Origin of the sequence: uncultured Psychroserpens sp., assembly GCF_947503375.1 — a bacterium.
GTDB lineage: Bacteria > Bacteroidota > Bacteroidia > Flavobacteriales > Flavobacteriaceae > Psychroserpens.
The window spans coordinates 256,199-282,429 of the sequence record NZ_CANNDQ010000005.1; the positions used below are offsets into that span (position 1 = coordinate 256,199).

Genomic DNA, 26,231 nt, shown 5'->3' on the forward strand with positions numbered 1-26,231 from the left:
TTGTTATTAAGCTAAATGACTATTTTTTTATAAATTTACAAAATGATTAATTGTACCAAAATGAAACCGTTATTAACAGTACTATTTTTATTTTTATGGGCTAATATAGAAGTTAATGCTCAAATCTATTTTGAAGATCAAGCAACTGCAAGAGGAATTGGTTTTACTTGTGGTACAACATACATTGGTAATGGTGTTAGCTTTTTTGATTATGATAATGATGGATGGGATGACTTAACGTTTACCACTGAAGATGGTCAGCCAGTTAGATTTTATAAAAATGTTAACGGTTCTTTTGTTGAGCAAACTTTGAATATTCCTGTACTTAATTATCAAACTAAATCTGTCACTTGGGTAGATTACGATAATGATGGTGATAAGGACATATATATTACTAGTTTTACAGATGGAAATAAACTATTTGAAAATGATGGTAGCTTAAACTTTATCGATATAACTGTAGGTTCTGGTTTGCCTACAAATAATATATTTTCTTACGGAGCATCTTGGGGAGATTATGACAAAGATGGTAACTTAGATGTCTTTATTTCTAGTTTTGATCCAGACAGAATAGTGCCTAACTATTTATATAAGAATAATGGTGATGGTACATTTACGAATGTGAGTACAACTGCTGGGATAAGTCCATCTGGTAGTTTGTCATTTTGTTCTGCGTTTTTTGATTTTAATAATGATGGATGGCAAGATATCTATATTTCAAATGATCGAGTCAATAACCCAAACATCCTCTACAAGAACAATGGTGATGGCACTTTTTCTGATGTAAGCACATCCTCAGGTACAGATGTTACCATTGATGCAATGACAGTTACTATTGATGACTTTAATAGTGATGGATGGTTAGATATATATGTTACAAATGGTGTCGATGGAAATGTATTTTTTAGAAATAATGGAGACGAAACATTTACAGATATAGCAATAGCTTCTGGAACATTATTAAACAGTGTATGTTGGGGCGCCGTTTTTCTTGATGCTGAAAATGATGAAGATTTAGACTTGTATGTTAGTAGCTCACTAAATGGGGCTTCGATTTATAGTTCATCAGTGTTTTATGAAAACTTAGGTAACGAAGATTTTTTAACACCTACAGATCCTGGTTTTTTTAATGATAATAGAGCCAGTCACTCTAACGCAATAGGAGATGTTGATAACGATGGTCTGCAAGATATTATAGTAAGTAATACAAATGATGGAAATGTAAATCTTTGGTATAACTCTACAACAACTTCTAATAATTGGTTAAGGGTAAAATTAGAAGGTACAAACAGTAATAGAGACGGTATAGGATCAATCATTGAAATTTCTGTAAATAATAATAAGCAATACAGATATACCTTGTGTGGTGAAGGTTATTTATCACAAAACTCCGCTACTGAAGCTTTTGGTCTCGGAACTAATACTATGGTTGATTATGTTAAAGTAACTTGGTTAAGTGGAGAAGAAGATTATTTTTATGACGTTCCAGCTAACCAACTGTTAGAAATTACTGAAGGCACTGGAAGTGGAAATAATGGTCAAGGCGGATTATCTGTAGATGAAGACGAATTAAGTCTTGTTAATTTTTATCCCAACCCTATTAAGGATATCATTACTTTTGAAAGTGTTGAGATTATTAATATGATTACTGTTACTGATGTTTTAGGTAAAGAAATAGCTATATATGAACCTAAACTTGATAGTTTTGAGCTGAATCTTTCTTCTTTAAATACTGGTGTATATTTTTTAAAAGTTCAATCTTTATCCAATAAAAGCCAGACTTATAAAGTTATAAAAGACTAAAAGAAAAGTGTCAATAGCTTTTAATTTTTAATAACTTTTTTAGTGGTTAGAATATCATCACTAGTAACTAGTTTAACTATATACAGTCCATCTGCTAAATTGGTGAAGTCTATTGTTTTAATATTACCCAACCCATCTATTACTTTCTTTCCTAAAAGATTATAAACCGAAATAGATTCAATCATTTTCTCACTATCAATAAAAAGGTTTGTGGTAACAGGATTTGGGTAAGTGCGCATAGATGACTTAATAGAAAATTCATTAACACTCAATAGATCACAATTACTCAAATCTGGATTTAACTCAATAGGGTTTCCTGGTGTTAGATCACGACCAATAAATGCTGGGTAATCAACAGCGTATTTAAGTGCTCTAAAAGAAGTGTTACCTGAACCTAAAGGATCATCACCCTGAGTTAAGATTTGGGTATTACCAACTGGGTTCACATATTCCCAAACAATGTTTTCATTGACATCTATTTCAAAAAAATAACCAGAATCGCCATCACAAATTAGAGTGTTTCCATTAGGAAGCCTAAGTGCACTTGACAAAATAGCTGAATAGAAATTTGTTGGATCTACTGGGTCTGAGTATATGTATTCAGGTACTGAAGGACCATAGCTAGTGCCAGAAGTGTAAGAATACACCCCTTCAGATTCGGTAGGTAGATCTAACAGAAAAACTTCTGAAAACCTTGGTGTTCTTCCAAACCCATTATTATATAATATTATTTTTCCAGCATCGGTTAACCCATCTGGAATAAAATACGGAAAATGTTGCCCAAAAAGTTGTTGATCATTAGCAGTACCACGCTTATAAGCTTGCGGATTTCCCCATCGATATAAGAAATCACCACCTTTTCCTCTCAATCCTCCTGTTGATCCACTTGCTTCTATAGTTGTAGTAGAATGATCAATAATATAAAATTCATTAAGAAGTCTTGAACTCATAACAATTTGATCTAATTGGATATTATATTGTATTGAGTTTACGTGCATCCAATTTGCATTACCATTGGAACCACCAATATAATTGATATCTAATAGTTGAGGGTTATCTTCAACGATGCCAAAGTTAGCTTTAGTATTATCAAAATCCTGAATTAAGTGATCTTTCACATTCCATTCCCAAACAATATTTGCTGAATTTGTACCTACAGGTTCTAATTCAAGAATTTGTTCATTATATAGCTCATTTTGACTAAGATTAGCAGGATTCCTTCCAGCCATTATAGCTTCGTTCGAATCCATTACTGTAACGGCGAGCATTAATACATTACCATTTGGCATTGGGTATATATCGTGGTGTTGACTTTCATCACTTGATGAATAATCATACTCCCAAATTAAAGTTCCTTCCCAATTAAAAAGCTCAATTCTACCACCTCTTCCACCAAAATTTATATCAGGATTATCAGTTTTTGCTGCTCTAAGCAGATTACCATTTTCTAAGAGATATACGGCATTTCCAGGTGGATATGAGCTTGACCATTGATTTATTACTTGCCCACAGTTATCTATTAAATAGGTTTCTGTTTGCGAAGTAAATAGAGTATAACCATTTAGTACACCTTCTTCATTTGTTAAAGTGCCTATAGTATTTTGAGCATTAAGTAGATAAGCACAGCAAAGAACTATTAAAAATAAGAGTTTATTTCTCATTCTTTTAATGAATTTATTTCTAAAGGTAATTAGTATTTTTAAGTTAAACAAAAGCATTAATTAAAAAAGGTCATCTAATTTAGATGACCTTTTTGATAAATTTATAACCTGATATTAGATACCTAATGATGGACACATTTCTGGTTCAGGACCGAAAGGACCAAATGTATCTCCTGCTGGGTTTACAACTTCATAAATGTGTTCTTCTTCCCAACTACCACTAGTGTATGTCAATCTTAATACAGCAGTACCTACAGGAACATTAATAACATGAACAGCAGAATCTCCAGCTGGAATATCATAATCTTCAGATACACCATCAACTTCAACAGTTAAGAAAGCACCATCCCAACCGTCTCCATAAAGATCTGTCATGTTAACAGTCCAATCACCAGCCATAGGGTTGTTAATTGGAGGACAAGGAATAGCAAAACCAAACTCAAAGGCATTTCTATATCCATTCTCATCTAATAGATCGTCTGAATTATTTCCACCACTACGCGTACCAGTTTCCTCATCGAAATCTAAACGCTCACCAGAATATACTACACCTTGGTCATTAATAGCGGTACCAATAAAGTTAAAGGTATCACCAAAACCAATGTCAGCAATATCAATTCCAAGTGCAGTTGATAGATCAGCCATTGTGATAGTAATAGTTCTAGGAAAAGAAGTAACTTCATCTCCAAAATCTACAGGCCCGTAACTAGTACCTGCAACCATAGCAGATACAGACATTCTGTAACTTACTACATTGCCGTCTGGAGCTTCCAATGTAGTCGTGATTTCAACACCAGCAACTTCAGCTAGTGAACTTATATTTACTACGTTAGGAAATGGTTGTGCAAATCTTACAAAACCACCATCAGCAAAAACATCAAATTTGTCTTTGTCTTCATCTTTACAGGAAACTGCAAAAATGGTCATAAGAGCCATAGCAAATACAGCTAAGCTTTTTGTTTTTAAAATTGTTTTAAAATTCTTCATAATCATTTTTTTTTTGTTATTGTAAATTATCCGGATTAGTATCCCAGAATACTTTTTCAGTAACTTGCTTTTGAGATATACTTTCGTTAGAAGAAACCTCTACTGCAGGATACATGAATGTTCTTGGAAATTCACCAGCAACATTCACATGAGGTTCTAAATCACTTGGATAGCTTGTACGTCTGTAATTGTTCCAAGCTTCAATACCATTACCCCAAAGTGCAATGTAGTATTCTTTCATGATTACATCCAATTTAGCCTCATTATCTGCGGCAGCATCATACTGTCCGAGTACAAAGGTAACATAATTATCAACATCAGCCTGAGTTGCAGCAAATGCTGGGTCAACTTGTCCTGGATTAAATTCCAACACTTTAGTCATTGAAGCTCTAACACCTTCTTCAAACAAAGTACGTGGATTACCTGTTGTTCCTGACATTAAAGCAGATTCAGCTCTTAAAAATTTAACATAAGAAGACAACATTAACGGAAAAATACCAGCTCCAGCTGCTCCAGGATTGTTTATGACTGTCTGGAAGTTATCAGCATCAAATGCACCACCTATAGGATATAGTCCATAAGTAGTTCTTTTTAACTGGTCTGGTGGCACGCCATCATCATCACCATGATCACGTCCCCAATAAAAATCACCAATATGACAGAAATTAAATCCAGCTTCACCTTCACATTCTAAATCATCACCAGTTGGTGTTTCTTCTATTTGTCTGTAAAAATAATAACGTAACCTTGGATCGTTAAACCCTTTGTCATCTTTCAATAAAAACATGTAATAATTATTCATATAGTCATCTGAACCATCTGCATCATAACATAATGAATAATATGGATGTCTACTATCACCTGTTGCTAATGCACTAGTAGAGTATTGGAACTGTAAGTCATCAGCAGCATCTTCAATAATACCTTGACTAATCAATGTATTGATTTCTGAACTAAAATCACCTACTAAACGCATTTGCGCATACATTTTAAATTTTAATGTTCTTGCGGCTTTGATCCATTTTCCAGCATCACCGCCGTAGAATAAATCATTTGTAGGCATAATTACACCAGGAGTGCTCAAGTCTGAAATTGCATCATCAATAACGTCTAACATTGCTGTATAGATATCTTGACCATCATCAGCTGCAGGAGCATCATTTTCATTACCATCTAAAGCTTGAGTAAAAGGAACATTACCATACGTATCAACTAATGTTACATAAGTATAAGCTTGAATAACTTTAGCTACACCAACAACACCTTTTAAATCTCCCGCTTCAGCTATTGGAATTAGAGATTTAATATCGATTAATGTTTCTTTGTAAAAGTCTTCCCAAAAATCGTCTTGAGAAGTAGCTGATAAAGAAAAAGGTCCAGAATACGCTCCAAATAGATGCTGCATTCTTACAGCTTCAGAAGCTCTTACGTTCAAACCATCTTCATTATCTTCGTTGTATGCAATTGCAGACATGAAGCGAATTTGCACATTATTAATCAGAAGTTGCGGGTCTGCACTTTCTGGTGTCAAATTACTTGGGTCAGCAAGTTGTTCTAAATCTGCTGTTTCACAGCCAACAGCTATAAAAAGCAGAGCTAAAGCAGCAATTTTTAATTTAATTTTTATTGTTTTCATTTTCTATTCTTTTTTTTATTAAAAAGTAGCTTTTACACTAAATCCATATTTTTTAGATGAAGGTGCTGTTTGAAATTCTAAACCAGCACCATTACCTACACCTGTACTAATAGTCTCTGGGTCAAAGTTTGTATATTTTGGTACGTTAGGCGCCCAAAAGAACATATTTTGTCCTAGTAATGTAAATGACAATGATCCTAGAGGTGTTTTTTCTAAAAACTTACTAGGTAATGAATAAGTTAATGAAATTTCTCTTAAACGCAAAACAGAACCATCGTAAATAGCTTGCCCAGCAGGATCTAAGAAATTTAAGAAATAAGCTTCATTCGCACCTATTTGTACATTGTTTGGAATTGTATTTCCATTAGCATCTGTTAATGGAACACCAGTATTTGGGTTAGCATATACACCAGGAATTACAATAGTACCTTCTCTGTCTTCGGTATCTTTAGTTACACCACGTCTTAATAAGTTATCAATTGTATTAGACGAAAAATCGCCTCCATGCTTATATTCTACTTGAGCAGAAAGCGTCCAGTTTTTATAACTAAATGTATTTATAGTTGTCAATAACCAGTCTGGATTTGGATCACCAATTACTGCATCATCTAGACCTAATGTACTACTATCTAAGATGTTTCCTGTTTGAGGATCTATTAAATAGTTTCCTTGATCATCTCTTAACGCATAACTACCTTTGATAACACCTAATGGTAGCCCTTCGATTGCAAAGTTACCTAGGTTAGAGAACCCAGCAATAAATACATCAGAACCACCTGGTAATTCTTTAACTTCGTTTTCTGTTGCTGTGAAAATAAAGTTTGAATCCCATTGGAAACCATCTTTCCCTTTAAAAGGAGAGATCCCTAAGGCTATTTCAACACCTTGCGTGTCAATTCTACCAGCATTAATAAACGTGTTTAAGAAACCTGATGATGGTGGTAAACCTTTAGATAAGATTTGATCTTCAGAAACTCTACTAAATACACTAGCTTCAAAATTGATTCTGTTTTTCCAGAATCTAGCTTCAACACCTAATTCAAATTCCTTATGTAACTCAGCTTTTAAGTCTGGGTTAGGAAATTCGTTAAGGTTTGAATTTGTATTAACACCACCGCTTCCTGTTGTAAAATCTGCAGTAGACAATGCTAATAGTGGACGTGTATTATAAGGTGTTGGGAAACCTGCAGAGGTACCATAACCAAACCTTAGTTTTAAGAAGTTTAATGCATCAGAAGTTAATCCTTCAAAAGCAGACGTTGGAATAAATGCCAGTGATGCACTAGGATAGAATAACGATCTGTTGTCTTGTTCTATAGTTGACGTCCAGTCATTTCTAGCAGCAAGTGTTAAGTAAAGGAAATTGTCATATTCAAATTCTGCTTGACCATATACACCAATAGTATTCTCTGTTTGTTTAAAATCTAGAGAACTTCCAAGCGGATCATTGTTTGTTTGTGTCGCAAAATTGTTGTGATCGATAAAATCAAATACAACTTGACCTGTACTAACTATACCAAATTTATCGTAAGTCTCAGAGTTAGTATTCACACCCCAAGTACTATTTAAACCAATCTTATCTGTAAGCTGAACACCATTAATACCTAAAATTAAACTATGATCCCAAATGGTATTAGTCCCTGAAGTGGTTTTTAGATAACCTTGTTGAGCAATCAATGAGCTCACACCACCTTTGTTAACATAGAATTGTTGTTTTTCAGTGTAACTATCATAACCAACTCTATAAGTTAATGAAACTTTATCATTAAAGTCAAAGATTGTACTCAAGGAGTTGTAAAAACGATTCACATCTATACTTTCTTGAGAATTTGCTGTTAACCAACGTGGGTTTTCTTGATCAGTTCTGTAGTAAACACTAGCACCTGTTAATGGGTCTTGGAAAGGTAAGCCCATCAAGTCAAAGTTTCTTGGTGTATATAATGTTCTTGTAAATATTGAAAAGTTACCTGTACCATTATTTGCGGCTACAGGAGGTGTCGTAAATTCACTAGTTGAGTAATTAAATGAACCGTTAAGTCTAAATTTATTACTTAGTTTAACAGAGCCACCCATACCGAAACTAGTTCTCGTAATATTGTTACCACGAACAAACCCATCTTCATCTGTATGCCCAAAGTTAGCATTAAAAGACACATTTTCGCTAGACTTAGCAATATTAACATTTGTTGTCCGACCTGATCCTTTTCTAAAGAAATCTTTTACATTATCTTTAAAGTCTCTATACGGTACTGTTACACCTTGAAATTGTGGGAATGGTATAGCAAATTGAGGTTGATCATAGTGATGTCTTACTGTTATGTTTTGATCAAAACGTCCACCCCAGTTTCCAACAAATCCAACATTCACGCTGTTGTCTCCACCTTGTCCATACACATCAGTATAATCTGGTAGCGCAGAAATTTCGTTAGTGAATACTTGTTGGCTAAGCGTGATTTCAAAACCTTTGTCAACCGCATTACCAGCACCAGTTTTTGTTGTAATTAAAACTACACCATTTCTACCAGCATCACCATATAATACAGTTGCACTAAGTCCTTTAAGAACACTCATGCTTTCAATATTATTTGGATCTAGATCTAAAAATCTACTTGATGCAGAAACAGAGCCATTACCAGTAGTGACGTTACTCTCTGCATTTGTACTTGTATTAAATGGTACACCATTAACTACAAATAAAGGTTGGTTGTTACCTGTAATAGAAACGTTACCCCTAATAGTAATGTTGGTACCACTACCAGCGAGACCGCCTGTTCCTACTACATTTACACCAGCAACTTTACCGCTTAAAACTCTGGCAATATCTGCTTCAGGTCTACTCTCTACAGCGTCAGATTCAAGAGTGGTTACAGCATAACCTAATGCTTTTTTCTCTCTTTTGATTCCTTGCGCTGTTACAATGACCTCATCTAGTGATTCAGCATCTTCTAGCATAGATACATTTACAGTATTGGAAGCTCCAACGGTAATCTCTTGAGTTTTTAAACCTACAAAAGAAAATACCAAAACTTCACCCACATTTGTTTTGATAGAATAGTTTCCGTCAAAATCTGATTGGGTTCCGTTTGAAGTTCCTTTAACAACAATGTTAACACCAGGAAGCGGTAGACCAGATTCATCGGTCACATTTCCTGATACAGTTTTCTCTTGCGCAAATGTGAGTTGCACAACAAACGCCATAAATAGCGTGAGTATTTTACAATACTTTGTTTTCATATTTTAATTAATTTGAATTAGCCTGAATCAAAAGTCTTAATAAAAAGTTAATAAAACAATAATATTTGCTTAAAATTTTAAAAAAACACTTAGTAAATATTAACATTAGGTTAATAAAAACAGATTTTAACTAAAAAAACTTAAAAAAAATGAGAATCTTAAAAATTGGCAGTCAGACTTATATGTACCTTAGAGTCGGATAGTTTGAATTTTTGATTTTCTACTTTTCCGCTTGAATAATTAAATTTAAAAAGCCCAGCTTTTGTTAATAATCCAAATCCAAATCCAAATCCAAAAAGTTTTCCTTTTTGATCTACGGCTTCATTTTCAAAATAAGCAGCATCAATAACCGAGTGTACATATATATTACCATTCAAGCGATACCTGTATTCAGTATTTATTACACCAAATAAATTGGCAAATAAGCTGTTCTCTTCAAAACCTCGAATTGAATTGATACCACCAAATCGTGGCAATTCATTTTCTAGATAGGTGTTTGAGTTTATCAATTGGCCATTTACTCGTGTGTATATACTATTACGATCATTTAAGTTAAATATCTTAAAGGAGTTAATAGTAAATTTAGTCTGGTTTTCATTTGTATCTTCAAATGTTCTATTTCCAATTCCGGCAGATATATCGAATAAAAAATTTACTGGGAAAAGGAAATCATAATTTTGTCGTCTGGTATGAATGTAGTTAATCAAATATTTATTTGATTTAAAATCGTTGATCAGGAAAGTGTCATCGTCTAACAAGTTAGAAGAGTTGACTGTGTTTATACCAACTGCAATACTGTTGTTTGGGTCGAGTTGATAATTAATTTTTGCGGCTTGACTTACGGTTACAAATGAAGAATCCTTTTTAAAAATATTTAAGTTAAGTTCAACTCCAAGAGGGGAGGCAAATAAGTAAGGCATATTAATATTACCGTCAAACGTCTTTTGATCGTTTTCATCACTTTTATACAGTAATCTTAAAGTTTCTCCGTAATTAAGGTTATTAGTTAAAATAAGATTCAAGTAGCCATCAAACTCAATTTTGTTTGTATCCTCATTAGTGCCAAATCCCAAAAAGCCATCAAAAGAATTACTCTTATTTTTTTCTATATACATATATAATATGGTAGAATCTTTTGTAAATAGAACTTCTGGATCTTTGATTTGATTTGCAAATCGTAAATCGTTAAGCACATTCGTCTTTTCTTTAATGCGTTTTAAGTTGAAATTTTGCTTAGGCTTAATCTTTAAATAGCGCCTAATGAAAGATTTTGGAAATTTTTCATAACCTTTAACTATAACTTTGTCGATTGTTCTTCCAGCAGGACGAACTAATTCTAAACTGGCTACAAGTGTGTTTTTACTTTCTTTTGTGATTTCTTTCAACTGTAGAGTAGCAAATGGGCTACCGTTATTTGCAATCTCAGAATTAATGAATTCAAGTGTTTTTTCAAGATTTTTGATTGGAACAACAAAATAGGAATCGGTAAATTCAATATCTGAAAGTTTAAAGATATCACTGTTGATTATGTTGTTGTAATATATGGTGATGGTTTCGAAACGATTTTTCAAACTGAATTGCGCTAGAAATAATGAGTCATTTTCTTTTTCAAGTTTAATTAGTTCGCTATCAATATATCCTAGAGTTTGTAATTTTTTTTCTAGTGCTAATACTTCACTATTAAGAGAGGTAAAGTTTTTGTGAGCTTTTTTAAAATTTAAAGAATCTATTACCTTAGTTTCAAGGTTAGATTTACCGATGACTTTCAGTTCTATATTTTGCGAATTAAGATTGGCAAAAAATAGCATTAAGAAGATTAGTTTGTAGACTCTCAGTTTAAAAGGCATATCATGTATTATTCTTCAAATCTAACGGAAATTAATAATTAAAAATATGTGAGGCTAAAAATAATTTCTCAAACTTTTAAAAATTAATCATATTACATTTGAAAAATTGATATTTATTTCTACCTTTGCAGCCCTCTAAGGAGAGGGTTTAATATAATTTATATAGAAATATATGCCAACAATTTCACAATTAGTACGAAAAGGAAGAGCCAAAATAACTAAGAAGAGTAAATCGGCTGCTTTAGATTCGTGTCCACAAAGACGTGGTGTATGTACTCGTGTTTATACAACGACACCTAAAAAACCAAACTCAGCAATGCGTAAGGTGGCAAGGGTTCGTTTAACAAATGGGAACGAGGTCAATGCATATATCGGCGGAGAAGGACACAACTTACAAGAGCACTCGATAGTATTAGTTAGAGGTGGAAGGGTAAAAGATTTACCAGGAGTTAGATATCATATCGTTCGTGGAGCCTTAGACACAGCAGGTGTTGCAGGTAGAACACAACGTAGATCTAAGTATGGTGCAAAACGCCCTAAGAAGTAATTTAAAACTTTAAGAAGAAGACATGAGAAAAAGACAAGCGAAAAAAAGACCGCTTTTACCAGATCCACGTTTTAACGATCAGTTAGTAACACGCTTTGTTAACATGATGATGTGGGACGGTAAAAAATCTGTAGCTTTTAAAGTGTTCTATGATGCAATTGATATTGTAGAATCAAAAAAAACAGATGAAGAGAAAACTGCTTTAGAGACCTGGAAAGATGCTTTATCTAATGTGATGCCTCACGTAGAAGTGCGTAGTCGTCGTGTAGGAGGAGCAACATTCCAGATTCCAATGCAAATTCGTCCAGATAGAAAAGTTTCTACTGCAATGAAATGGTTAATTGGTTATGCTCGTAAAAGAAACGAAAAATCAATGGCTCAAAAATTAGCTAGTGAAATTTTAGCTGCTGCAAAAGAAGAAGGCGCAGCTGTTAAGAAAAGAGTTGATACTCATAAAATGGCTGAAGCAAACAAAGCATTCTCTCACTTTAGATTTTAATTAACGACATGGCAAGAGATTTAAAATTCACAAGAAATATAGGTATTGCTGCACATATTGATGCAGGAAAAACAACTACTACAGAACGGATTCTTTATTATACAGGTGTTTCTCATAAAATTGGAGAGGTGCATGATGGCGCTGCTACAATGGACTGGATGGAACAGGAGCAAGAAAGAGGTATTACTATTACTTCTGCAGCGACTACTTGTACATGGAATTTTCCAATGGAAAATGGGCAACCAACACCAGATACAAAAGGATACCATTTCAATATTATTGATACTCCTGGTCACGTTGATTTTACAGTTGAAGTAAACCGTTCATTACGTGTATTAGATGGATTAGTGTTTTTATTTAGTGCAGTTGATGGTGTTGAGCCACAATCTGAAACTAACTGGAGACTTGCAGATAACTATAAAGTTCCTAGAATTGGATTTGTTAACAAAATGGATCGTCAAGGTTCTAACTTTATGGCGGTGTGTCAACAAGTAAAAGATATGCTGAAGTCAAACGCAGTGCCAATTGTATTGAACATTGGTGATGAAGCAGATTTCAAAGGTATCGTAGATTTAGTAAAAAACAGAGCTATCGTATGGCATGACGAAACTCAAGGTGCTACCTTTGATGTTATCGACATTCCAGAAGAATTAAAAGAAGAAGCTCGTAAATACCGTGCGCTTTTAATTGAAGAAGTTGCAACATACGACGAAAATCTTTTAGAAAAATTCATGGAAGATGAAGATTCTATTACAGAGGAAGAAGTGCATGCTGCACTTAGAGCTGCTGTAATGGATATGGCTATTATTCCAATGATTTGTGGTTCTGCATTTAAAAATAAAGGGGTGCAGTTTTTATTAGATGCTGTATGTCGTTATTTACCTTCTCCAACAGATAAAGAAGGTATTAAGGGTACAGATCCAAATACAGGACAAGAAATATTACGTAAGCCAGATGTTAAAGAACCATTTGCTGCTCTAGCGTTTAAGATAGCAACTGATCCTTTCGTAGGACGTTTGGCATTCTTTAGAGCATATTCTGGTCGTTTAGATGCTGGTTCTTATATCTTGAACAACCGTTCAGGAAAAAAAGAGCGTATCTCTCGTATCTACCAAATGCACTCTAATAAACAAAATGCTATCGATTTTATCGAAGCAGGAGACATTGGAGCTGCAGTAGGATTTAAAGATATTAAGACTGGAGATACCATGTCTGATGAAAAACACCCTATCGTTTTAGAATCTATGGACTTTCCAGATCCAGTAATTGGTATTGCTGTGGAGCCTAAGACTAAAGCAGATGTTGATAAATTAGGTATGGCTTTAGCTAAATTATCTGAAGAAGATCCGACATTTACAGCAAGAACTGATGAAGCATCAGGACAGACCATTATTTCTGGAATGGGTGAGCTTCACTTAGATATTATTGTTGATCGTTTGAAACGAGAATTCAAAGTTGAAGTTAATCAAGGTCAGCCTCAAGTTGAGTACAAAGAAGCAATTACACAACGTGCAGAACACAGAGAGGTTTATAAAAAACAATCTGGTGGACGTGGTAAGTTTGCTGATATCGTATTTACTTTAGAGCCAGCAGAAGAAGGTAAGGTAGGCTTAGAATTTGTATCTGAAATTAAAGGTGGTAACGTTCCTAAAGAATTTATCCCATCAATTGAAAAAGGATTTAAAATGGCAATGGTCAATGGTCCATTGGCTGGATACGAAGTTGATGCAATGAAAGTTACATTAACTGATGGTTCTTATCATGATGTAGATTCAGATCAATTATCATTCGAATTAGCAGCAAAATTAGGATTCAAAAATTCTGCTAAAGCTGCTAAAGCTGTAATTATGGAGCCAATTATGAAATTGGAAGTAATTACACCAGAAGAAAATATGGGTGATATCGTAGGAGATTTAAATCGTCGTCGTGGTCAAGTAAGTGATATGGGTGATAGAGCAGGTGCTAAAACAGTGAAAGCTACAGTACCATTATCAGAAATGTTTGGTTATGTAACAACATTAAGAACATTATCTTCAGGTCGTGCAACATCAACAATGGAGTTTTCACACTATGCTGAGACACCATCGAATATATCAGAAGAAGTAATTAAAGCAGCTAAAGGCGTAGAAGCTTAAAACTAAAAGAAAATGAGTCAGAAAATTAGAATAAAATTAAAGTCTTACGATCACAATTTAGTTGACAAGTCTGCTGATAAGATTGTAAAAACAGTAAAAAGTACAGGTGCTGTTGTTACTGGACCAATTCCATTACCAACTCACAAAAAGATTTTCACTGTGTTACGTTCACCACACGTAAATAAGAAGTCAAGAGAGCAATTTCAATTAAGCTCATACAAGAGGTTATTAGATATCTACTCTTCATCTTCTAAAACAATTGATGCATTAATGAAGCTTGAATTACCAAGTGGAGTTGAAGTTGAGATTAAAGTGTAGGTGAAACTTATCGCTTAGGTTATAAAAGCGAAACATGTCCGGAGCTGCGAGCAAAGGAAAAACGGTAAAAATACAATTCAAGGTCGAATGTATTTTCGACCTTGAATTTTAATAAATAGTAATAATAAATAATTAATAAATATGTCTGGGTTAATAGGAAAAAAGATCGGTATGACCAGCATTTTCGATGAAAATGGGAAGAACATTCCATGTACAGTAATCGAAGCTGGACCATGTATCGTTACCCAAGTCAGAACCGAAGAGGTTGACGGGTACAATGCCCTTCAACTTGGTTTCGATGACAAGACAGAGAAAAGTGCTACTAAAGCTGAAATTGGTCATGCCAAAAAAGCAGGTACTTCTGTTAAAAGAAAAGTCGTAGAATTCCAAGGATTTGAAGGAGATTACAAATTAGGTGATGCTATAACAGTTGAGCACTTTATTGAAGGTGAGTATGTTGATGTAGCAGGAACTTCTAAAGGAAAAGGTTTCCAAGGTGTTGTAAAACGTCATGGATTTGGTGGAGTTGGTCAAGCGACGCATGGTCAGCACAACCGTTTAAGAGCTCCAGGTTCTATTGGTGCTGCATCATATCCTGCGAGAGTATTCAAAGGAATGAAAATGGCAGGACGAATGGGTGGCGAAAGAGTGAATGTTGAAAATTTAAGAGTTTATAAAGTAGTTCCAGAGAAGAATTTACTTGTCGTTAAAGGATGTGTTCCGGGACACAAAAACTCTTATGTAATTATTCAAAAGTAATGAAAGTAGCAGTTTTAGATATCAACGGAAAAGACACAGGTAGAAAAGCAGAGCTTTCTAAAGATGTGTTCGCTATTGAACCTAATAATCATGCAGTATACCTAGATGTTAAGCAATATTTAGCTAATCAGCGTCAAGGAACACATAAGTCAAAAGAGAGAGGTGAAATTGCAGGAAGTACACGTAAGATTAAAAAACAGAAAGGTACTGGTACTGCTAGAGCAGGAAGTATCAAGTCTGGTGTATTTAAAGGTGGTGGACGTATGTTCGGGCCAAGACCAAGAAATTACAGTTTTAAACTGAATAAAAACCTTAAACGTTTAGCCCGTAAATCGGCTTTGACCATGAAGGCAAATGACAAAGATATCGTTGTTTTGGAAGATTTCAATTTTGATGCTCCAAAGACGAAAAACTTTACAGCAGTTTTGAAAGCATTAGACATACAAGACAAAAAATCATTGTTTGTGTTGGGTGCGTCAAATAATAATGTATATTTGTCATCACGAAATTTTAAAAGGTCTGAGGTTGTAATGAACTCAGAATTAAGTACTTATAAAATTTTAAACGCAAATAAATTAATCCTTTTAGAGAGTTCTTTAGAAGGAATTGAATCGAATTTAAGTAAATAGAAAGTCATGAATATCTTAATTAAACCGATAATCACTGAGAAAGCAACAACCGATAGCGAGTTGAGAAATTGCTTTACGTTTCAAGTGAATACTAAGGCGAACAAGGTTGAAATCAAAAAAGCTGTTGAAGCAGCTTATGGCGTTTCTGTTGAAAAAGTTCGTACTATAAATGTCCGTCCAGATCGAAGAACTCGTTATACAAAAACGGGTATTCAACATGGTAAAACAAATGCCGTTAAAAAAGCAATTGTACAACTGGCGGAAGGTGAAACTATTGATTTATACAGTAACATGTAATTAGACAAAAATGTCAGTAAGAAAATTAAAACCAATCACATCAGCTCAGCGTTTTAGAGTAGTAAATGGATTTGACGCCATCACTACTGATAAGCCGGAAAAGAGTTTACTCGTTCCGAACAAAAGATCTGGTGGTAGAAACAGTCAAGGAAAGATGACCATGACCCATAGAGGTGGAGGTCACAAAAGAAAGTATCGTATTATCGATTTCAAGCGCAACAAAACTGGAATTCCAGCTGAAGTTAAGTCAATCGAATACGATCCAAACAGAACAGCGTTTATCGCTTTATTGAATTACCAAGATGGCGAAAAACGTTACATTATTGCTCAAAATGGATTGCAAGTTGGGCAGAATGTAATTTCAGGTAAAGAAGGGATTGCTCCGGAAATTGGAAATGCAATGCCATTAGGAGAGATTCCATTAGGTACAATTATTTCTTGCATCGAGTTACGTCCTGGTCAAGGAGCTGTAATGGCAAGAAGTGCTGGTGCATTTGCACAGTTGATGGCACGTGATGGAAAATTTGCTACTGTTAAATTGCCTTCTGGAGAAACAAGAATGATTCTTACAGAGTGTATGGCTACAATTGGAGTTATTTCTAATTCTGATCATCAATTAACTGTGTCTGGTAAAGCAGGTAGAAGTAGATGGTTGGGTAGAAGACCAAGAGTAAGACCAGTAGTGATGAACCCAGTAGACCATCCAATGGGTGGTGGTGAAGGTAAGTCTTCTGGAGGTCATCCAAGATCTAAGAATGGTATTCCTGCTAAAGGTTATAGAACACGTTCTAAGACTAAAGCGAGTAATAAGTATATTGTAGAACGTAGAAAGAAATAATTAAGATAGTATGGCACGTTCATTAAAAAAAGGACCTTATATCCACTATAAACTAGAAAAGAAAGTTGCAGCAAATGTAGCTTCAAATAAAAAGACTGTTATTAAAACTTGGTCTAGAGCATCTATGATTTCTCCAGATTTTGTTGGGCAAACAATTGCTGTACATAATGGTCGTCAGTTTGTACCAGTTTACGTAACTGAAAACATGGTAGGTCATAAATTAGGAGAATTTTCACCAACGCGATCTTTTAGAGGTCATGCAGGTGCAAAAAATAAAGGTAAAAAATAAGAAGCGCTATGGGAAGTCGTAAAAAACAAATGGCAGACGCTATTAAGGAAGAGAGAAAGCACACTGCTTTTGCAAAGCTTAATAACTGTCCTACCTCACCAAGAAAAATGCGTTTAGTTGCTGATTTAGTTAGAGGGAAAGAAGCTGAAGCAGCACTTCAAATCTTAAGGTTTAGTCCTAAAGAAGCATCTCGTCGATTAGAAAAATTGTTATTATCAGCAATTTCTAACTGGCAAGCAAAAAATGAAGATGCTTCTATTGAAGATGCAGACTTATTCGTACAAGAGATTAGAGTTGATGGTGGATCAATGTTAAAGAGATTGCGTCCAGCTCCTCAAGGTAGAGCACATAGAATTAGAAAAAGATCTAATCATGTTACAGTTGTGATTGGAGCTAAAAATAACACACAAAGCTAAGATAGAGATATGGGACAAAAGACAAATCCAATCGGAAATCGTTTAGGTATTATCAGAGGATGGGAATCGAACTGGTATGGTGGAAACGATTATGGTGATAAACTAGCAGAAGACGATAAGATTAGAAAGTACGTTCACGCTCGTTTATCTAAAGCAAGTGTGTCTAGAGTAATTATTGAGCGCACACTTAAACTTGTAACCGTTACTATCACTACCGCTAGACCTGGTATTATTATCGGAAAAGGCGGCCAAGAGGTAGACAAGTTAAAAGAAGAGCTTAAGAAAATTACAGGTAAAGAAGTTCAGTTAAACATCTTTGAAATAAAAAGACCTGAACTTGATGCATATTTAGTAGCATCTAGTGTTGCACGTCAAATAGAAAATCGTATTTCTTATAGACGAGCAATTAAAATGGCAATTGCTGCTGCTATGCGTATGAATGCTGAAGGAATAAAAATTCAGATTAGTGGTCGTTTAAATGGTGCTGAAATGGCACGTAGCGAGCATTACAAAGAAGGACGTATTCCATTATCAACATTTAGAGCCGATATTGATTATGCTTTGGTTGAGGCACATACTACTTATGGTAGATTAGGTGTAAAAGTATGGATCATGAAAGGTGAAGTGTATGGTAAAAGAGAACTTTCTCCATTAGTTGGCTTGTCTAAGAAACAAGGTGGCAAGTCTGGAGGGCGTGGTGGGAACAATAAATCTCGTCGCAGAAAGTAATTTTAAAGACAAAGAAAAATGTTACAACCTAAAAGAACAAAATTTCGTAAAGTCCAAAAAGGACGTATGAAAGGAAATACCGGAAGAGGACATCAGTTGTCTTATGGTATGTTTGGTATAAAATCTTTAGAGTCTAACTTCTTAACATCACGTCAAATCGAAGCAGCTCGTATTGCAGCGACACGTTACATGAAGAGAGAAGGACAATTATGGATTAAAATATTCCCAGACAAGCCAATTACCAAAAAGCCTCTAGAGGTTCGTATGGGTAAAGGAAAAGGAGCTGTTGAGTATTGGGTAGCTGTAGTTAAACCAGGAAGAATTCTTTTCGAAGTTGGTGGAGTACCAATGGATGTTGCAAAAGAAGCTTTACGTTTAGCAGCTCAAAAATTACCAGTTAAAACTAAGTTTTTAATCGCTCGTGATTACGAAGGCGAAGCTTAAAATAAATAATTATGAAGCAAGCAGAAATTAAACAGCTATCAGTAGCTGAGTTGCAAGAAAAACTTAGCGAGACCAAAAAGAGTTATGCAGACCTAAAAATGGCTCATGCAATCTCTCCATTAGAGAATCCAATTCAGTTACGTAACGTTAGACGTTCAGTAGCAAGAATTGCAACAGAATTAACTAAAAGAGATATACAATAATTGTATTCTGGCTGAAAGATGGAAAAAAGAAACTTAAGAAAAGAACGTATAGGAGTTGTTACAAGTAACAAAATGATGAAATCAATTGTGGTTTCTGAAGTTAAAAAAGTGAAACACCCTATGTATGGAAAATTCGTTTTGAAAACAAAAAAATATGTTGCTCATGACGAAACAAATGACTGCAATATTGGAGATACTGTAAAGATCATGGAAACACGACCTATGAGTAAATCTAAATGTTGGAGATTAGTAGAAATAATTGAAAGAGCTAAATAATTATGGTACAACAAGAATCTAGATTAAAGGTAGCTGATAACACAGGAGCAAAAGAAGTATTAACAATACGTGTTCTTGGTGGTACAAAAAGAAGATATGCTTCTATTGGTGATAAAATAGTAGTATCTGTTAAAGATGCAACACCTAATGGAAACATTAAAAAAGGAGCAGTTTCAACAGCAGTTGTGGTTCGTACTAAAAAAGAAGTAAGACGTCCAGATGGATCTTATATTCGTTTTGATGATAATGCTTGTGTGCTTTTAAATCCTACAGGAGAAATGAGAGGAACACGTGTATTTGGACCAGTAGCTAGAGAACTTCGTGACAAACAGTTCATGAAAATTGTATCATTAGCACCAGAAGTGCTTTAATGACTAAAAAAATGACAAAGCTTAAAATTAAATCAGGAGATACAGTTCGAGTAATTGCTGGAGACCATAAAGGGACAGAAGGTAAAGTACTTAAAGTATTTGTAGATAAAAACAAAGCCATCGTTGAAGGTGCAAATATGGTTAAAAAACATATGAAACCAAGTGCACAAAATCCTCAAGGTGGTATTGTAGAGAAAGAAGCACCAATTCATATATCTAACTTATCATTGCTAACTTCAAATGGTGAAGCAACAAGAGTTGGTTATAAAATGGAAGGTGATAATAAAGTGAGATTTTCTAAAAAATCAAATGAAGTAATATAGTTATGGCTTATATTCCAAGATTAAAACAAGAGTACAAGGACAAAGTAGTTTCTGCTCTTACAGAAGAATTCGGATATAAAAACGTAATGCAAGTTCCAAAATTGACTAAGATAGTAATATCTAAAGGTGTTGGAGCTGCAGTTGCTGATAAGAAATTAATTGATCATGCAGTTGATGAGTTAACTAAAATTTCTGGTCAAAAAGCAGTAGCGACTATGTCTAAAAAAGACGTTGCATCATTTAAACTTCGTAAAGGAATGCCAATTGGAGCAAGAGTTACGTTGAGAGGTGAGCAAATGTATGAGTTTTTAGACCGTTTAGTTACTTCAGCTTTACCACGCGTTAGAGATTTTAATGGTATCAAAGCAACAGGTTTTGATGGACGAGGAAATTATAACTTAGGTGTTACAGAACAAATCATATTCCCAGAAATAGATATTGATAAGATCAATAAAATATCTGGTATGGATATTACCTTTGTAACAACCGCAGACACAGATAAAGAAGCAAAATCGTTATTAACTGAATTGGGTTTACCTTTTCAAAAGAACTAAGATATGGCTAAAGAATCAATGAAAGCCCGTGAGGTCAAAAGAGCAAAAACGGTTGCTAAGTATGCTGAAAAACGTAAAGCTTTAAAAGAAGCTGGAGATTATGAAGCATTACAAAAGTTACCAAAAAATGCTTCTCCAGTTAGACAACATAACCGTTGTAAGTTGACAGGACGACCTAAAGGGTACATGAGAATTTTTGGTATTTCACGTGTAACATTTCGTGAAATGGCAAATCAAGGTTTGATTCCAGGTGTTAAAAAAGCATCTTGGTAACATACCATCGCTAAAGCGAAAATATAAGAATTATAAATTGGTCTCAGGTTCGAGATGTATCGAAAACCGTTACCGCAAATTAATATAAATGAATACAGATCCAATTGCTGATTACTTAACAAGAATCAGAAATGCAGTAAAAGCTAATCACAGAGTGGTAGAAATTCCTGCATCAAACCTAAAGAAAGAAATAACTAAAATATTATTCGATCAAGGATATATTTTAAGTTATAAGTTTGACGACTCTACTGTGCAAGGAACAATTAAAATTGCTTTGAAGTACAACAAAGATACTAAAGAGTCGGTAATAAAGAAGATACAAAGAATAAGCACACCAGGTCTACGTAAGTATGCTGGCGCAAATGAAATGCCAAGAATCTTAAACGGTTTAGGTATTGCCATAGTTTCTACATCTCACGGTGTAATTACAGGTAAGCAAGCGCAAAGAGAAAACGTTGGTGGTGAATTATTGTGTTACGTTTACTAATTTAAAGCAGAAAGAACATGTCAAGAATAGGAAATAATCCAGTAGCAATCCCAGAGGGAGTTACAGTTGAAGTAAAAGACAACGTAATCACAGTAAAAGGTAAATTGGGTGAATTAACTCAAAGCTATGACGCTGTAGAAGTAAAAGTAGAAGACGGAAACGTATTAGTAGCTCGATCTGCAGATAATAAAGAGCAAAAATCTAAACATGGTTTATACAGGTCTTTAGTAAATAACATGATCGAAGGCGTATCTAAAGGTTGGACTAAAGAGTTAGAACTCGTTGGTGTAGGTTACAGAGCAACTAATCAAGGGCAAAAATTAGATTTGGCTCTAGGTTTTTCTCATAACATTGTTATGGATATAGCACCAGAAGTGAAAATTGAAACCGTTTCAGAAAAGGGTAAAAACCCAATAGTTAAATTAACATCTCACGATAAACAATTAGTTGGACAAGTAGCTGCGAAAATTCGCGGATTCAGAAAACCAGAACCTTACAAAGGAAAAGGGATCAAGTTTGTTGGTGAAGAATTAAGAAGAAAAGCAGGTAAATCAGCTTAAAAAATTAGTTATGGCATTAACAAAGAACGAAAAAAGACTAAGAATAAAAAGCAGAATACGTAAGGTAGTTTCTGGTACAGAAGCAAGACCTCGTTTAGCTGTTTTCAGAAGTAATAAAGAAATTTATGCTCAAGTTGTAGACGATGTTACAGGTAAAACCATAGTAGCTGCATCTTCTAGAGATAAAGACGTTGCTTCAGCAAAAGGAACAAAAACAGAAAAAGCAGCCTTAGTTGGTAAAGCTGTTGCCGAAAAAGCAATAAAAGCAGGTATCAATACTATATCTTTTGATAGAGGTGGTTACCAATATCACGGAAGAGTAAAATCATTAGCAGAAGGTGCTAGAGAAGGCGGACTTAAATTCTAAGACATTATGTATCAAAAATATAAAAACGCAGAATTAGTAAAACCAAGTGGATTAGATCTTAAAGATCGTTTAGTTGGTGTACAAAGAGTTACTAAAGTAACAAAAGGTGGTAGAGCTTTTGGTTTTTCAGCAATCGTAGTTGTTGGTGATGAAGCTGGAGTTGTAGGTCACGGTTTAGGAAAGTCTAAAGATGTTGCTACTGCAATTGCAAAAGCAGTTGAAGATGCTAAGAAAAATCTTGTAAGAATTCCTATTGTTAAAGGAACATTACCTCACGAACAAAAAGGTAAATATGGTGGAGCTCGAGTAAATATTATTCCTGCTGCGGCTGGTACAGGAGTTATTGCTGGTGGAGCAGTAAGAACAGTTCTAGAAGCAGTTGGTGTACATGATGTATTATCAAAATCTCAAGGATCATCTAACCCACATAACGTAGTTAAAGCAACTTTTGATGCTTTACTTCAGTTAAGAAGTGCTCAAACAATAGCTAAAGAAAGAGGTGTCTCTCTTGAAAAAGTGTTTAACGGTTAATCATTACAAGAATGGGAAAGATTAAAGTAACAAAGGTGAAGAGTGCGATCAATCGTACTCAAACTCAAAAAAGAACATTAGAAGCTCTTGGACTTAAACGAATTGGTCAAACAATAGAGCACGATGCTTCACCAAGTATTCTTGGTATGGTAAATAAAGTTTCACATTTAGTTTCTGTTGAAGAAACAAAATAACGATATAGAATGGACTTAAGTAATTTAAAACCAGCAGAAGGTTCTGTAAAGAATCAAGGTAAAAGAGTAGGTCGAGGACAAGGTTCTGGAAAAGGTGGTACTGCAACACGTGGTCACAAAGGAGCTAAATCACGTTCTGGTTATTCTAAAAAATTAGGTTTTGAAGGTGGTCAAATGCCACTTCAAAGACGTGTGCCAAAATTTGGATTTACAAACATTAACCGTGTTGAATACCAAGGTGTAAATCTTGATACATTACAACAGTTGGTTGATGACAAGAAAATAAAAGATGCAGTTGATTTTGAAACGTTAATTGATTTACGTTTAGCAGGAAAGAATGATTTAGTAAAGATTCTTGGACGCGGTGAATTAAAATCAAAATTAAAAGTATCAGCTCATAAATTTACTGCTTCTGCAAAAGCTGCAATTGAAGCAGCAGGAGGTGAAGTTGTAACTTTATAGACAAACATAGAGTATGAAATTTATAGAGACATTAAAAAATGTTTGGAAAATTACCGAACTAAAAGACAGAATCGTCTTAACACTTGGTTTACTTTTGGTATACCGTTTTGGTGCACAAGTTGTACTTCCAGGTATTGACGCCTCTCAATTAGGAAATTTGCAAGCTGGTGCTGGTGATGGTATCTTAGGAATACTAAACATGTTTACAGGTGGTGCTTTTGCAAATGCTTCGGTATTTGCACTTGGTATAATGCCTTATATTTCTGCTTCTATTGTAGTACAATTGATGGGAATTGCGATTCCTTACCTACAAAAGCTTCAAAAAGAAGGTGCTAGTGGTCAAAAGAAGATTACACAAATAACACGCTGGTTAACAATTATCATTTGTTTGTTTCAAGCACCAGGCTATTTAGCTAGTTTGCAACCTGCATTTGGTATTCCAGCCTCAGCATTTCTATTAGGAACTGGGCCAACATTCTATATATCTTCAGTTATTATACTAGTAACGGGATGTATCTTTGCAATGTGGCTAGGTGAAAAGATTACAGATAAAGGAATTGGTAATGGTATTTCATTATTAATTATGGTTGGTATTATTGCAACCTTACCATTATCATTCATTCAAAACGCAGCTTCACGTTTAGATGGAGGAGGAAATGGTGGATTAATGATGATTTTAATTGAATTAGTGATTTGGTTCGTCATAATTATGGCTTCTGTAATGTTAGTAATGGCAGTTCGTAAGATTGCTGTACAATATGCAAGAAGAACTGCTTCTGGTGGTTATGAGAAGAATGTATTTGGATCGAGACAGTTTTTACCATTAAAGTTAAACGCATCTGGTGTTATGCCAATTATCTTTGCCCAGGCAATTATGTTTGTTCCCAGTTTGATTGGAAAATCATTAGGGTCTAGTGAAGCCGGTCAATGGATACAAGCACAATTCACAGATATCTTTGGGTTCTGGTATAATGTTGTATTTGCATTATTGATTATTATATTCACTTATTTCTATACTGCTATTACGGTTCCTACCAATAAAATGGCAGACGATTTAAAACGTAGTGGTGGTTTTATTCCTGGGATCAGACCAGGAACAGAGACTTCAGAATATTTAGATAAAATAATGTCTCAAATAACATTGCCAGGTTCTATATTCTTAGCATTAATAGCTGTGTTCCCAGCATTTATTGTAAAGCTTATGGATGTTCAAGCTGGTTGGGCATTATTCTTTGGTGGTACATCACTATTAATTATGGTTGGAGTTGCAATAGATACGATGCAGCAAGTTAATTCATACCTGCTTAACAAACATTACGATGGTTTGATGAAAACAGGTAAAAATAGAAAAGCAGTAGCTTAATTTATACTATGGCAAAACAAGCAGCAATAGAGCAAGACGGATCAATTATTGAGGCATTATCAAATGCGATGTTCCGTGTAGAACTAGAAAATGGTCACATTGTGACTGCACATATATCTGGTAAAATGCGTATGCATTATATAAAATTATTACCAGGTGATAAAGTAAAATTAGAAATGAGTCCTTACGATTTAACTAAGGCTCGAATAACTTATAGATACTAATATGATGATGAAACCGTAAGGTTACATCTTCCATTGGTAGTTAATAAAAACGACAAGATGAAAGTAAGAGCATCAGTTAAAAAAAGAAGCGCTGATTGTAAATTAGTGCGTAGAAAAGGTAGACTTTACGTCATTAACAAAAAGAATCCTAGATTCAAACAAAGACAAGGGTAATTATGGCAAGAATTGCAGGTGTAGACATACCAAAAAACAAAAGAGGAGTAATCTCTTTAACTTATATCTACGGAGTAGGTAGAAGTAGAGCTAAAGAAATTTTAGCAACAGCTAAAGTTGACGAAAGCATTAAAGTTCAAGATTGGACTGATGAACAAATAGGTAATATTCGTGAGGCAGTTGGATCTTACACTATTGAAGGTGAATTACGTTCTGAAACACAAATAAACATTAAGCGTTTAATGGATATAGGATGTTACAGAGGTATTCGTCATAGAGCTGGATTGCCTTTAAGAGGTCAGCGTACAAAGAACAACTCTAGAACTAGAAAAGGTAGAAGAAAAACAGTTGCTAATAAGAAAAAAGCAACTAAATAATAAATAGTATGGCAAAGTCAAGTACTAAAAAACGTAAAGTAATAGTAGATGCTATTGGTGAAGCACACGTAGCGGCTTCTTTTAACAATATTATTATCTCTTTAACTAATAAAAAAGGAGACGTTATCTCATGGTCGTCTGCTGGAAAAATGGGTTTTAGAGGATCTAAGAAGAACACACCTTATGCTGCTCAGTTAGCAGCAGAAGATGCGGCTGGAGTAGCTAAAGAAGCTGGGCTTAAAAAAGTAAAAGTTTACGTAAAAGGTCCAGGTAATGGTAGAGAATCTGCTATTAGATCTATCCATAATGCAGGTATCGAAGTAACAGAAATCATTGATGTTACACCTTTACCACACAATGGATGTCGCCCTCCAAAACGAAGAAGAGTTTAAGTAAATGATATATTGAAATTAATATCAACCGT

General features: G+C 34.6%; 35 protein-coding genes. 30 read left to right on the forward strand and 5 right to left on the reverse strand.

The genetic code is table 11. The annotated features are described in order from the left end of the window. The first annotated feature begins 60 nt into the window (after positions 1-60). A complete protein-coding gene (locus tag Q0876_RS10575) occupies positions 61-1,803 on the forward strand; it encodes an FG-GAP-like repeat-containing protein (protein WP_299227444.1) in 1,743 nt (580 codons plus the stop codon). Between the two features lie 20 nt (positions 1,804-1,823). On the opposite strand, the gene Q0876_RS10580 is transcribed toward Q0876_RS10575, so the two are convergent. The 5 genes from Q0876_RS10580 to Q0876_RS10600 form a co-directional block, all read right to left on the reverse strand. Next, positions 1,824-3,464: an aryl-sulfate sulfotransferase gene (locus Q0876_RS10580; protein ID WP_299227447.1), complete on the reverse strand. Its 1,641-nt coding sequence runs from the start codon at positions 3,462-3,464 to the stop codon at positions 1,824-1,826. Between the two features lie 114 nt (positions 3,465-3,578). Further along, complete coding sequence (locus tag Q0876_RS10585) at positions 3,579-4,451, reverse strand: hypothetical protein (protein WP_299227450.1); 873 nt, start codon at positions 4,449-4,451, stop codon at positions 3,579-3,581. A 16-nt stretch (positions 4,452-4,467) separates the two neighbouring features. Continuing rightward, positions 4,468-6,087: a SusD/RagB family nutrient-binding outer membrane lipoprotein gene (locus Q0876_RS10590; protein WP_299227452.1), complete on the reverse strand. Its 1,620-nt coding sequence runs from the start codon at positions 6,085-6,087 to the stop codon at positions 4,468-4,470. Between the two features lie 18 nt (positions 6,088-6,105). After that, on the reverse strand, positions 6,106-9,321 hold the full coding sequence (locus Q0876_RS10595) for a SusC/RagA family TonB-linked outer membrane protein (RefSeq protein WP_299227455.1): 3,216 nt from the start codon (positions 9,319-9,321) through the stop codon (positions 6,106-6,108). 158 nt (positions 9,322-9,479) lie between these two features. Beyond that, the gene (locus tag Q0876_RS10600) at positions 9,480-11,168 is read right to left on the reverse strand and encodes a POTRA domain-containing protein (RefSeq protein WP_299227458.1); all 1,689 of its coding nucleotides are present in this window, start codon (positions 11,166-11,168) and stop codon (positions 9,480-9,482) included. A 172-nt stretch (positions 11,169-11,340) separates the two neighbouring features. Between Q0876_RS10600 and rpsL the strand changes: the two genes are divergently transcribed. The 29 genes from rpsL to rpsK all read left to right on the forward strand — a co-directional run bounded on the left by rpsL (position 11,341) and on the right by rpsK (position 26,199). Continuing rightward, complete coding sequence (gene rpsL, locus Q0876_RS10605) at positions 11,341-11,715, forward strand: 30S ribosomal protein S12 (RefSeq protein WP_008269190.1); 375 nt, start codon at positions 11,341-11,343, stop codon at positions 11,713-11,715. Between the two features lie 22 nt (positions 11,716-11,737). Continuing rightward, positions 11,738-12,214, forward strand: a complete 477-nt coding sequence (rpsG, locus tag Q0876_RS10610; RefSeq protein ID WP_299227462.1) for a 30S ribosomal protein S7 — start codon at positions 11,738-11,740, stop codon at positions 12,212-12,214. Positions 12,215-12,222: 8 nt separating this feature from the next. Then, positions 12,223-14,349 (forward strand): elongation factor G, encoded by a 2,127-nt coding sequence (gene fusA, locus Q0876_RS10615; RefSeq protein ID WP_299227465.1) that lies wholly within the window; start codon positions 12,223-12,225, stop codon positions 14,347-14,349. 12 nt (positions 14,350-14,361) lie between these two features. Next, entirely contained in the window at positions 14,362-14,667 is a 306-nt protein-coding gene (gene rpsJ, locus Q0876_RS10620; RefSeq protein WP_007650482.1) for a 30S ribosomal protein S10, read from the forward strand. A gap of 141 nt (positions 14,668-14,808) precedes the next feature. Beyond that, positions 14,809-15,426, forward strand: a complete 618-nt coding sequence (gene rplC, locus Q0876_RS10625; protein ID WP_299227469.1) for a 50S ribosomal protein L3 — start codon at positions 14,809-14,811, stop codon at positions 15,424-15,426. Further along, positions 15,426-16,055 carry a 50S ribosomal protein L4 gene (rplD, locus tag Q0876_RS10630; RefSeq protein ID WP_299227472.1) on the forward strand — a complete coding sequence of 210 codons (630 nt, stop codon included), beginning with the start codon at positions 15,426-15,428 and terminating at the stop codon, positions 16,053-16,055. Before rplC ends, rplD begins: the two co-directional genes overlap by 1 nt. A 6-nt stretch (positions 16,056-16,061) precedes the next feature. Continuing rightward, positions 16,062-16,352 (forward strand): 50S ribosomal protein L23, encoded by a 291-nt coding sequence (gene rplW / locus Q0876_RS10635; protein ID WP_299227475.1) that lies wholly within the window; start codon positions 16,062-16,064, stop codon positions 16,350-16,352. Positions 16,353-16,362: 10 nt separating this feature from the next. After that, positions 16,363-17,190 (forward strand): 50S ribosomal protein L2, encoded by an 828-nt coding sequence (gene rplB, locus Q0876_RS10640; RefSeq protein WP_299227478.1) that lies wholly within the window; start codon positions 16,363-16,365, stop codon positions 17,188-17,190. Between the two features lie 10 nt (positions 17,191-17,200). Continuing rightward, positions 17,201-17,479, forward strand: coding sequence for a 30S ribosomal protein S19 (gene rpsS, locus Q0876_RS10645; protein ID WP_299227481.1), 279 nt, complete (start codon positions 17,201-17,203; stop codon positions 17,477-17,479). A gap of 8 nt (positions 17,480-17,487) precedes the next feature. After that, positions 17,488-17,895 (forward strand): 50S ribosomal protein L22, encoded by a 408-nt coding sequence (rplV, locus tag Q0876_RS10650; RefSeq protein ID WP_299227484.1) that lies wholly within the window; start codon positions 17,488-17,490, stop codon positions 17,893-17,895. Between the two features lie 9 nt (positions 17,896-17,904). Beyond that, positions 17,905-18,624 carry a 30S ribosomal protein S3 gene (gene rpsC, locus Q0876_RS10655; RefSeq protein WP_299227487.1) on the forward strand — a complete coding sequence of 240 codons (720 nt, stop codon included), beginning with the start codon at positions 17,905-17,907 and terminating at the stop codon, positions 18,622-18,624. An 18-nt stretch (positions 18,625-18,642) separates the two neighbouring features. Then, positions 18,643-19,068 carry a 50S ribosomal protein L16 gene (rplP, locus tag Q0876_RS10660; protein ID WP_299227489.1) on the forward strand — a complete coding sequence of 142 codons (426 nt, stop codon included), beginning with the start codon at positions 18,643-18,645 and terminating at the stop codon, positions 19,066-19,068. 11 nt (positions 19,069-19,079) lie between these two features. Further along, positions 19,080-19,271 (forward strand): 50S ribosomal protein L29, encoded by a 192-nt coding sequence (gene rpmC / locus Q0876_RS10665; RefSeq protein WP_299227492.1) that lies wholly within the window; start codon positions 19,080-19,082, stop codon positions 19,269-19,271. Positions 19,272-19,289: 18 nt separating this feature from the next. Continuing rightward, entirely contained in the window at positions 19,290-19,547 is a 258-nt protein-coding gene (gene rpsQ / locus Q0876_RS10670) for a 30S ribosomal protein S17 (RefSeq protein WP_299227495.1), read from the forward strand. 2 nt (positions 19,548-19,549) lie between these two features. Continuing rightward, positions 19,550-19,918, forward strand: coding sequence for a 50S ribosomal protein L14 (rplN, locus tag Q0876_RS10675; protein ID WP_040248536.1), 369 nt, complete (start codon positions 19,550-19,552; stop codon positions 19,916-19,918). Between the two features lie 11 nt (positions 19,919-19,929). Then, entirely contained in the window at positions 19,930-20,241 is a 312-nt protein-coding gene (rplX, locus tag Q0876_RS10680) for a 50S ribosomal protein L24 (protein ID WP_299227504.1), read from the forward strand. Positions 20,242-20,243: 2 nt separating this feature from the next. After that, positions 20,244-20,795 (forward strand): 50S ribosomal protein L5, encoded by a 552-nt coding sequence (gene rplE, locus Q0876_RS10685; RefSeq protein ID WP_299227507.1) that lies wholly within the window; start codon positions 20,244-20,246, stop codon positions 20,793-20,795. Between the two features lie 3 nt (positions 20,796-20,798). Beyond that, positions 20,799-21,068, forward strand: a complete 270-nt coding sequence (gene rpsN / locus Q0876_RS10690) for a 30S ribosomal protein S14 (protein ID WP_299227510.1) — start codon at positions 20,799-20,801, stop codon at positions 21,066-21,068. 88 nt (positions 21,069-21,156) lie between these two features. Next, a complete protein-coding gene (gene rpsH, locus Q0876_RS10695) occupies positions 21,157-21,555 on the forward strand; it encodes a 30S ribosomal protein S8 (RefSeq protein ID WP_299227513.1) in 399 nt (132 codons plus the stop codon). Positions 21,556-21,572: 17 nt separating this feature from the next. After that, positions 21,573-22,115: a 50S ribosomal protein L6 gene (gene rplF, locus Q0876_RS10700; protein WP_299227516.1), complete on the forward strand. Its 543-nt coding sequence runs from the start codon at positions 21,573-21,575 to the stop codon at positions 22,113-22,115. 10 nt (positions 22,116-22,125) lie between these two features. Further along, positions 22,126-22,482 (forward strand): 50S ribosomal protein L18, encoded by a 357-nt coding sequence (rplR, locus tag Q0876_RS10705; protein WP_299227519.1) that lies wholly within the window; start codon positions 22,126-22,128, stop codon positions 22,480-22,482. A gap of 6 nt (positions 22,483-22,488) precedes the next feature. Then, complete coding sequence (rpsE, locus tag Q0876_RS10710) at positions 22,489-23,013, forward strand: 30S ribosomal protein S5 (RefSeq protein WP_299227522.1); 525 nt, start codon at positions 22,489-22,491, stop codon at positions 23,011-23,013. A gap of 11 nt (positions 23,014-23,024) precedes the next feature. Continuing rightward, the gene (gene rpmD, locus Q0876_RS10715) at positions 23,025-23,207 is read left to right on the forward strand and encodes a 50S ribosomal protein L30 (protein ID WP_299227525.1); all 183 of its coding nucleotides are present in this window, start codon (positions 23,025-23,027) and stop codon (positions 23,205-23,207) included. 9 nt (positions 23,208-23,216) lie between these two features. Next, positions 23,217-23,669, forward strand: a complete 453-nt coding sequence (gene rplO, locus Q0876_RS10720) for a 50S ribosomal protein L15 (protein ID WP_299227528.1) — start codon at positions 23,217-23,219, stop codon at positions 23,667-23,669. A 13-nt stretch (positions 23,670-23,682) separates the two neighbouring features. Beyond that, entirely contained in the window at positions 23,683-25,032 is a 1,350-nt protein-coding gene (secY, locus tag Q0876_RS10725) for a preprotein translocase subunit SecY (protein ID WP_299227531.1), read from the forward strand. 8 nt (positions 25,033-25,040) lie between these two features. Beyond that, entirely contained in the window at positions 25,041-25,256 is a 216-nt protein-coding gene (infA, locus tag Q0876_RS10730; protein ID WP_026753784.1) for a translation initiation factor IF-1, read from the forward strand. 57 nt (positions 25,257-25,313) lie between these two features. After that, complete coding sequence (gene ykgO, locus Q0876_RS10735; RefSeq protein WP_008269159.1) at positions 25,314-25,430, forward strand: type B 50S ribosomal protein L36; 117 nt, start codon at positions 25,314-25,316, stop codon at positions 25,428-25,430. Between the two features lie 2 nt (positions 25,431-25,432). Next, positions 25,433-25,807: a 30S ribosomal protein S13 gene (gene rpsM / locus Q0876_RS10740; RefSeq protein ID WP_299227535.1), complete on the forward strand. Its 375-nt coding sequence runs from the start codon at positions 25,433-25,435 to the stop codon at positions 25,805-25,807. Between the two features lie 8 nt (positions 25,808-25,815). Then, positions 25,816-26,199 carry a 30S ribosomal protein S11 gene (gene rpsK / locus Q0876_RS10745; RefSeq protein ID WP_040248564.1) on the forward strand — a complete coding sequence of 128 codons (384 nt, stop codon included), beginning with the start codon at positions 25,816-25,818 and terminating at the stop codon, positions 26,197-26,199. The last annotated feature ends 32 nt before the right edge of the window (positions 26,200-26,231 follow it).

Bases quoted from the DNA above. Each gene is read 5' to 3' on its own strand.
- rplD (WP_299227472.1), top strand. From the start codon at position 15,426: ATGAAAGTAGCAGTTTTAGATATCAACGGAAAAGACACAGGTAGAAAA.
- Q0876_RS10595 (WP_299227455.1), bottom strand. From the start codon at position 9,321: ATGAAAACAAAGTATTGTAAAATACTCACGCTATTTATGGCGTTTGTT.
- rpsG (WP_299227462.1), top strand. From the start codon at position 11,738: ATGAGAAAAAGACAAGCGAAAAAAAGACCGCTTTTACCAGATCCACGT.
- rpsC (WP_299227487.1), top strand. From the start codon at position 17,905: ATGGGACAAAAGACAAATCCAATCGGAAATCGTTTAGGTATTATCAGA.
- secY (WP_299227531.1), top strand. From the start codon at position 23,683: ATGAAATTTATAGAGACATTAAAAAATGTTTGGAAAATTACCGAACTA.
- rplV (WP_299227484.1), top strand. From the start codon at position 17,488: ATGGGAAGTCGTAAAAAACAAATGGCAGACGCTATTAAGGAAGAGAGA.
- Q0876_RS10575 (WP_299227444.1), top strand. From the start codon at position 61: ATGAAACCGTTATTAACAGTACTATTTTTATTTTTATGGGCTAATATA.
- Q0876_RS10600 (WP_299227458.1), bottom strand. From the start codon at position 11,168: ATGCCTTTTAAACTGAGAGTCTACAAACTAATCTTCTTAATGCTATTT.
- rplO (WP_299227528.1), top strand. From the start codon at position 23,217: ATGGACTTAAGTAATTTAAAACCAGCAGAAGGTTCTGTAAAGAATCAA.
- infA (WP_026753784.1), top strand. From the start codon at position 25,041: ATGGCAAAACAAGCAGCAATAGAGCAAGACGGATCAATTATTGAGGCA.
- ykgO (WP_008269159.1), top strand. From the start codon at position 25,314: ATGAAAGTAAGAGCATCAGTTAAAAAAAGAAGCGCTGATTGTAAATTA.
- rpsM (WP_299227535.1), top strand. From the start codon at position 25,433: ATGGCAAGAATTGCAGGTGTAGACATACCAAAAAACAAAAGAGGAGTA.
- rpsL (WP_008269190.1), top strand. From the start codon at position 11,341: ATGCCAACAATTTCACAATTAGTACGAAAAGGAAGAGCCAAAATAACT.
- rplE (WP_299227507.1), top strand. From the start codon at position 20,244: ATGGCTTATATTCCAAGATTAAAACAAGAGTACAAGGACAAAGTAGTT.
- rpsJ (WP_007650482.1), top strand. From the start codon at position 14,362: ATGAGTCAGAAAATTAGAATAAAATTAAAGTCTTACGATCACAATTTA.
- Q0876_RS10585 (WP_299227450.1), bottom strand. From the start codon at position 4,451: ATGAAGAATTTTAAAACAATTTTAAAAACAAAAAGCTTAGCTGTATTT.
- Q0876_RS10580 (WP_299227447.1), bottom strand. From the start codon at position 3,464: ATGAGAAATAAACTCTTATTTTTAATAGTTCTTTGCTGTGCTTATCTA.
- rplR (WP_299227519.1), top strand. From the start codon at position 22,126: ATGGCATTAACAAAGAACGAAAAAAGACTAAGAATAAAAAGCAGAATA.
- rpmC (WP_299227492.1), top strand. From the start codon at position 19,080: ATGAAGCAAGCAGAAATTAAACAGCTATCAGTAGCTGAGTTGCAAGAA.
- rplP (WP_299227489.1), top strand. From the start codon at position 18,643: ATGTTACAACCTAAAAGAACAAAATTTCGTAAAGTCCAAAAAGGACGT.
- rpsE (WP_299227522.1), top strand. From the start codon at position 22,489: ATGTATCAAAAATATAAAAACGCAGAATTAGTAAAACCAAGTGGATTA.
- rplC (WP_299227469.1), top strand. From the start codon at position 14,809: ATGTCTGGGTTAATAGGAAAAAAGATCGGTATGACCAGCATTTTCGAT.
- rplF (WP_299227516.1), top strand. From the start codon at position 21,573: ATGTCAAGAATAGGAAATAATCCAGTAGCAATCCCAGAGGGAGTTACA.
- rpsS (WP_299227481.1), top strand. From the start codon at position 17,201: ATGGCACGTTCATTAAAAAAAGGACCTTATATCCACTATAAACTAGAA.
- rpmD (WP_299227525.1), top strand. From the start codon at position 23,025: ATGGGAAAGATTAAAGTAACAAAGGTGAAGAGTGCGATCAATCGTACT.
- rplW (WP_299227475.1), top strand. From the start codon at position 16,062: ATGAATATCTTAATTAAACCGATAATCACTGAGAAAGCAACAACCGAT.
- rplN (WP_040248536.1), top strand. From the start codon at position 19,550: ATGGTACAACAAGAATCTAGATTAAAGGTAGCTGATAACACAGGAGCA.
- fusA (WP_299227465.1), top strand. From the start codon at position 12,223: ATGGCAAGAGATTTAAAATTCACAAGAAATATAGGTATTGCTGCACAT.
- rpsK (WP_040248564.1), top strand. From the start codon at position 25,816: ATGGCAAAGTCAAGTACTAAAAAACGTAAAGTAATAGTAGATGCTATT.
- rplX (WP_299227504.1), top strand. From the start codon at position 19,930: ATGACAAAGCTTAAAATTAAATCAGGAGATACAGTTCGAGTAATTGCT.
- rpsN (WP_299227510.1), top strand. From the start codon at position 20,799: ATGGCTAAAGAATCAATGAAAGCCCGTGAGGTCAAAAGAGCAAAAACG.
- rpsQ (WP_299227495.1), top strand. From the start codon at position 19,290: ATGGAAAAAAGAAACTTAAGAAAAGAACGTATAGGAGTTGTTACAAGT.
- Q0876_RS10590 (WP_299227452.1), bottom strand. From the start codon at position 6,087: ATGAAAACAATAAAAATTAAATTAAAAATTGCTGCTTTAGCTCTGCTT.
- rpsH (WP_299227513.1), top strand. From the start codon at position 21,157: ATGAATACAGATCCAATTGCTGATTACTTAACAAGAATCAGAAATGCA.
- rplB (WP_299227478.1), top strand. From the start codon at position 16,363: ATGTCAGTAAGAAAATTAAAACCAATCACATCAGCTCAGCGTTTTAGA.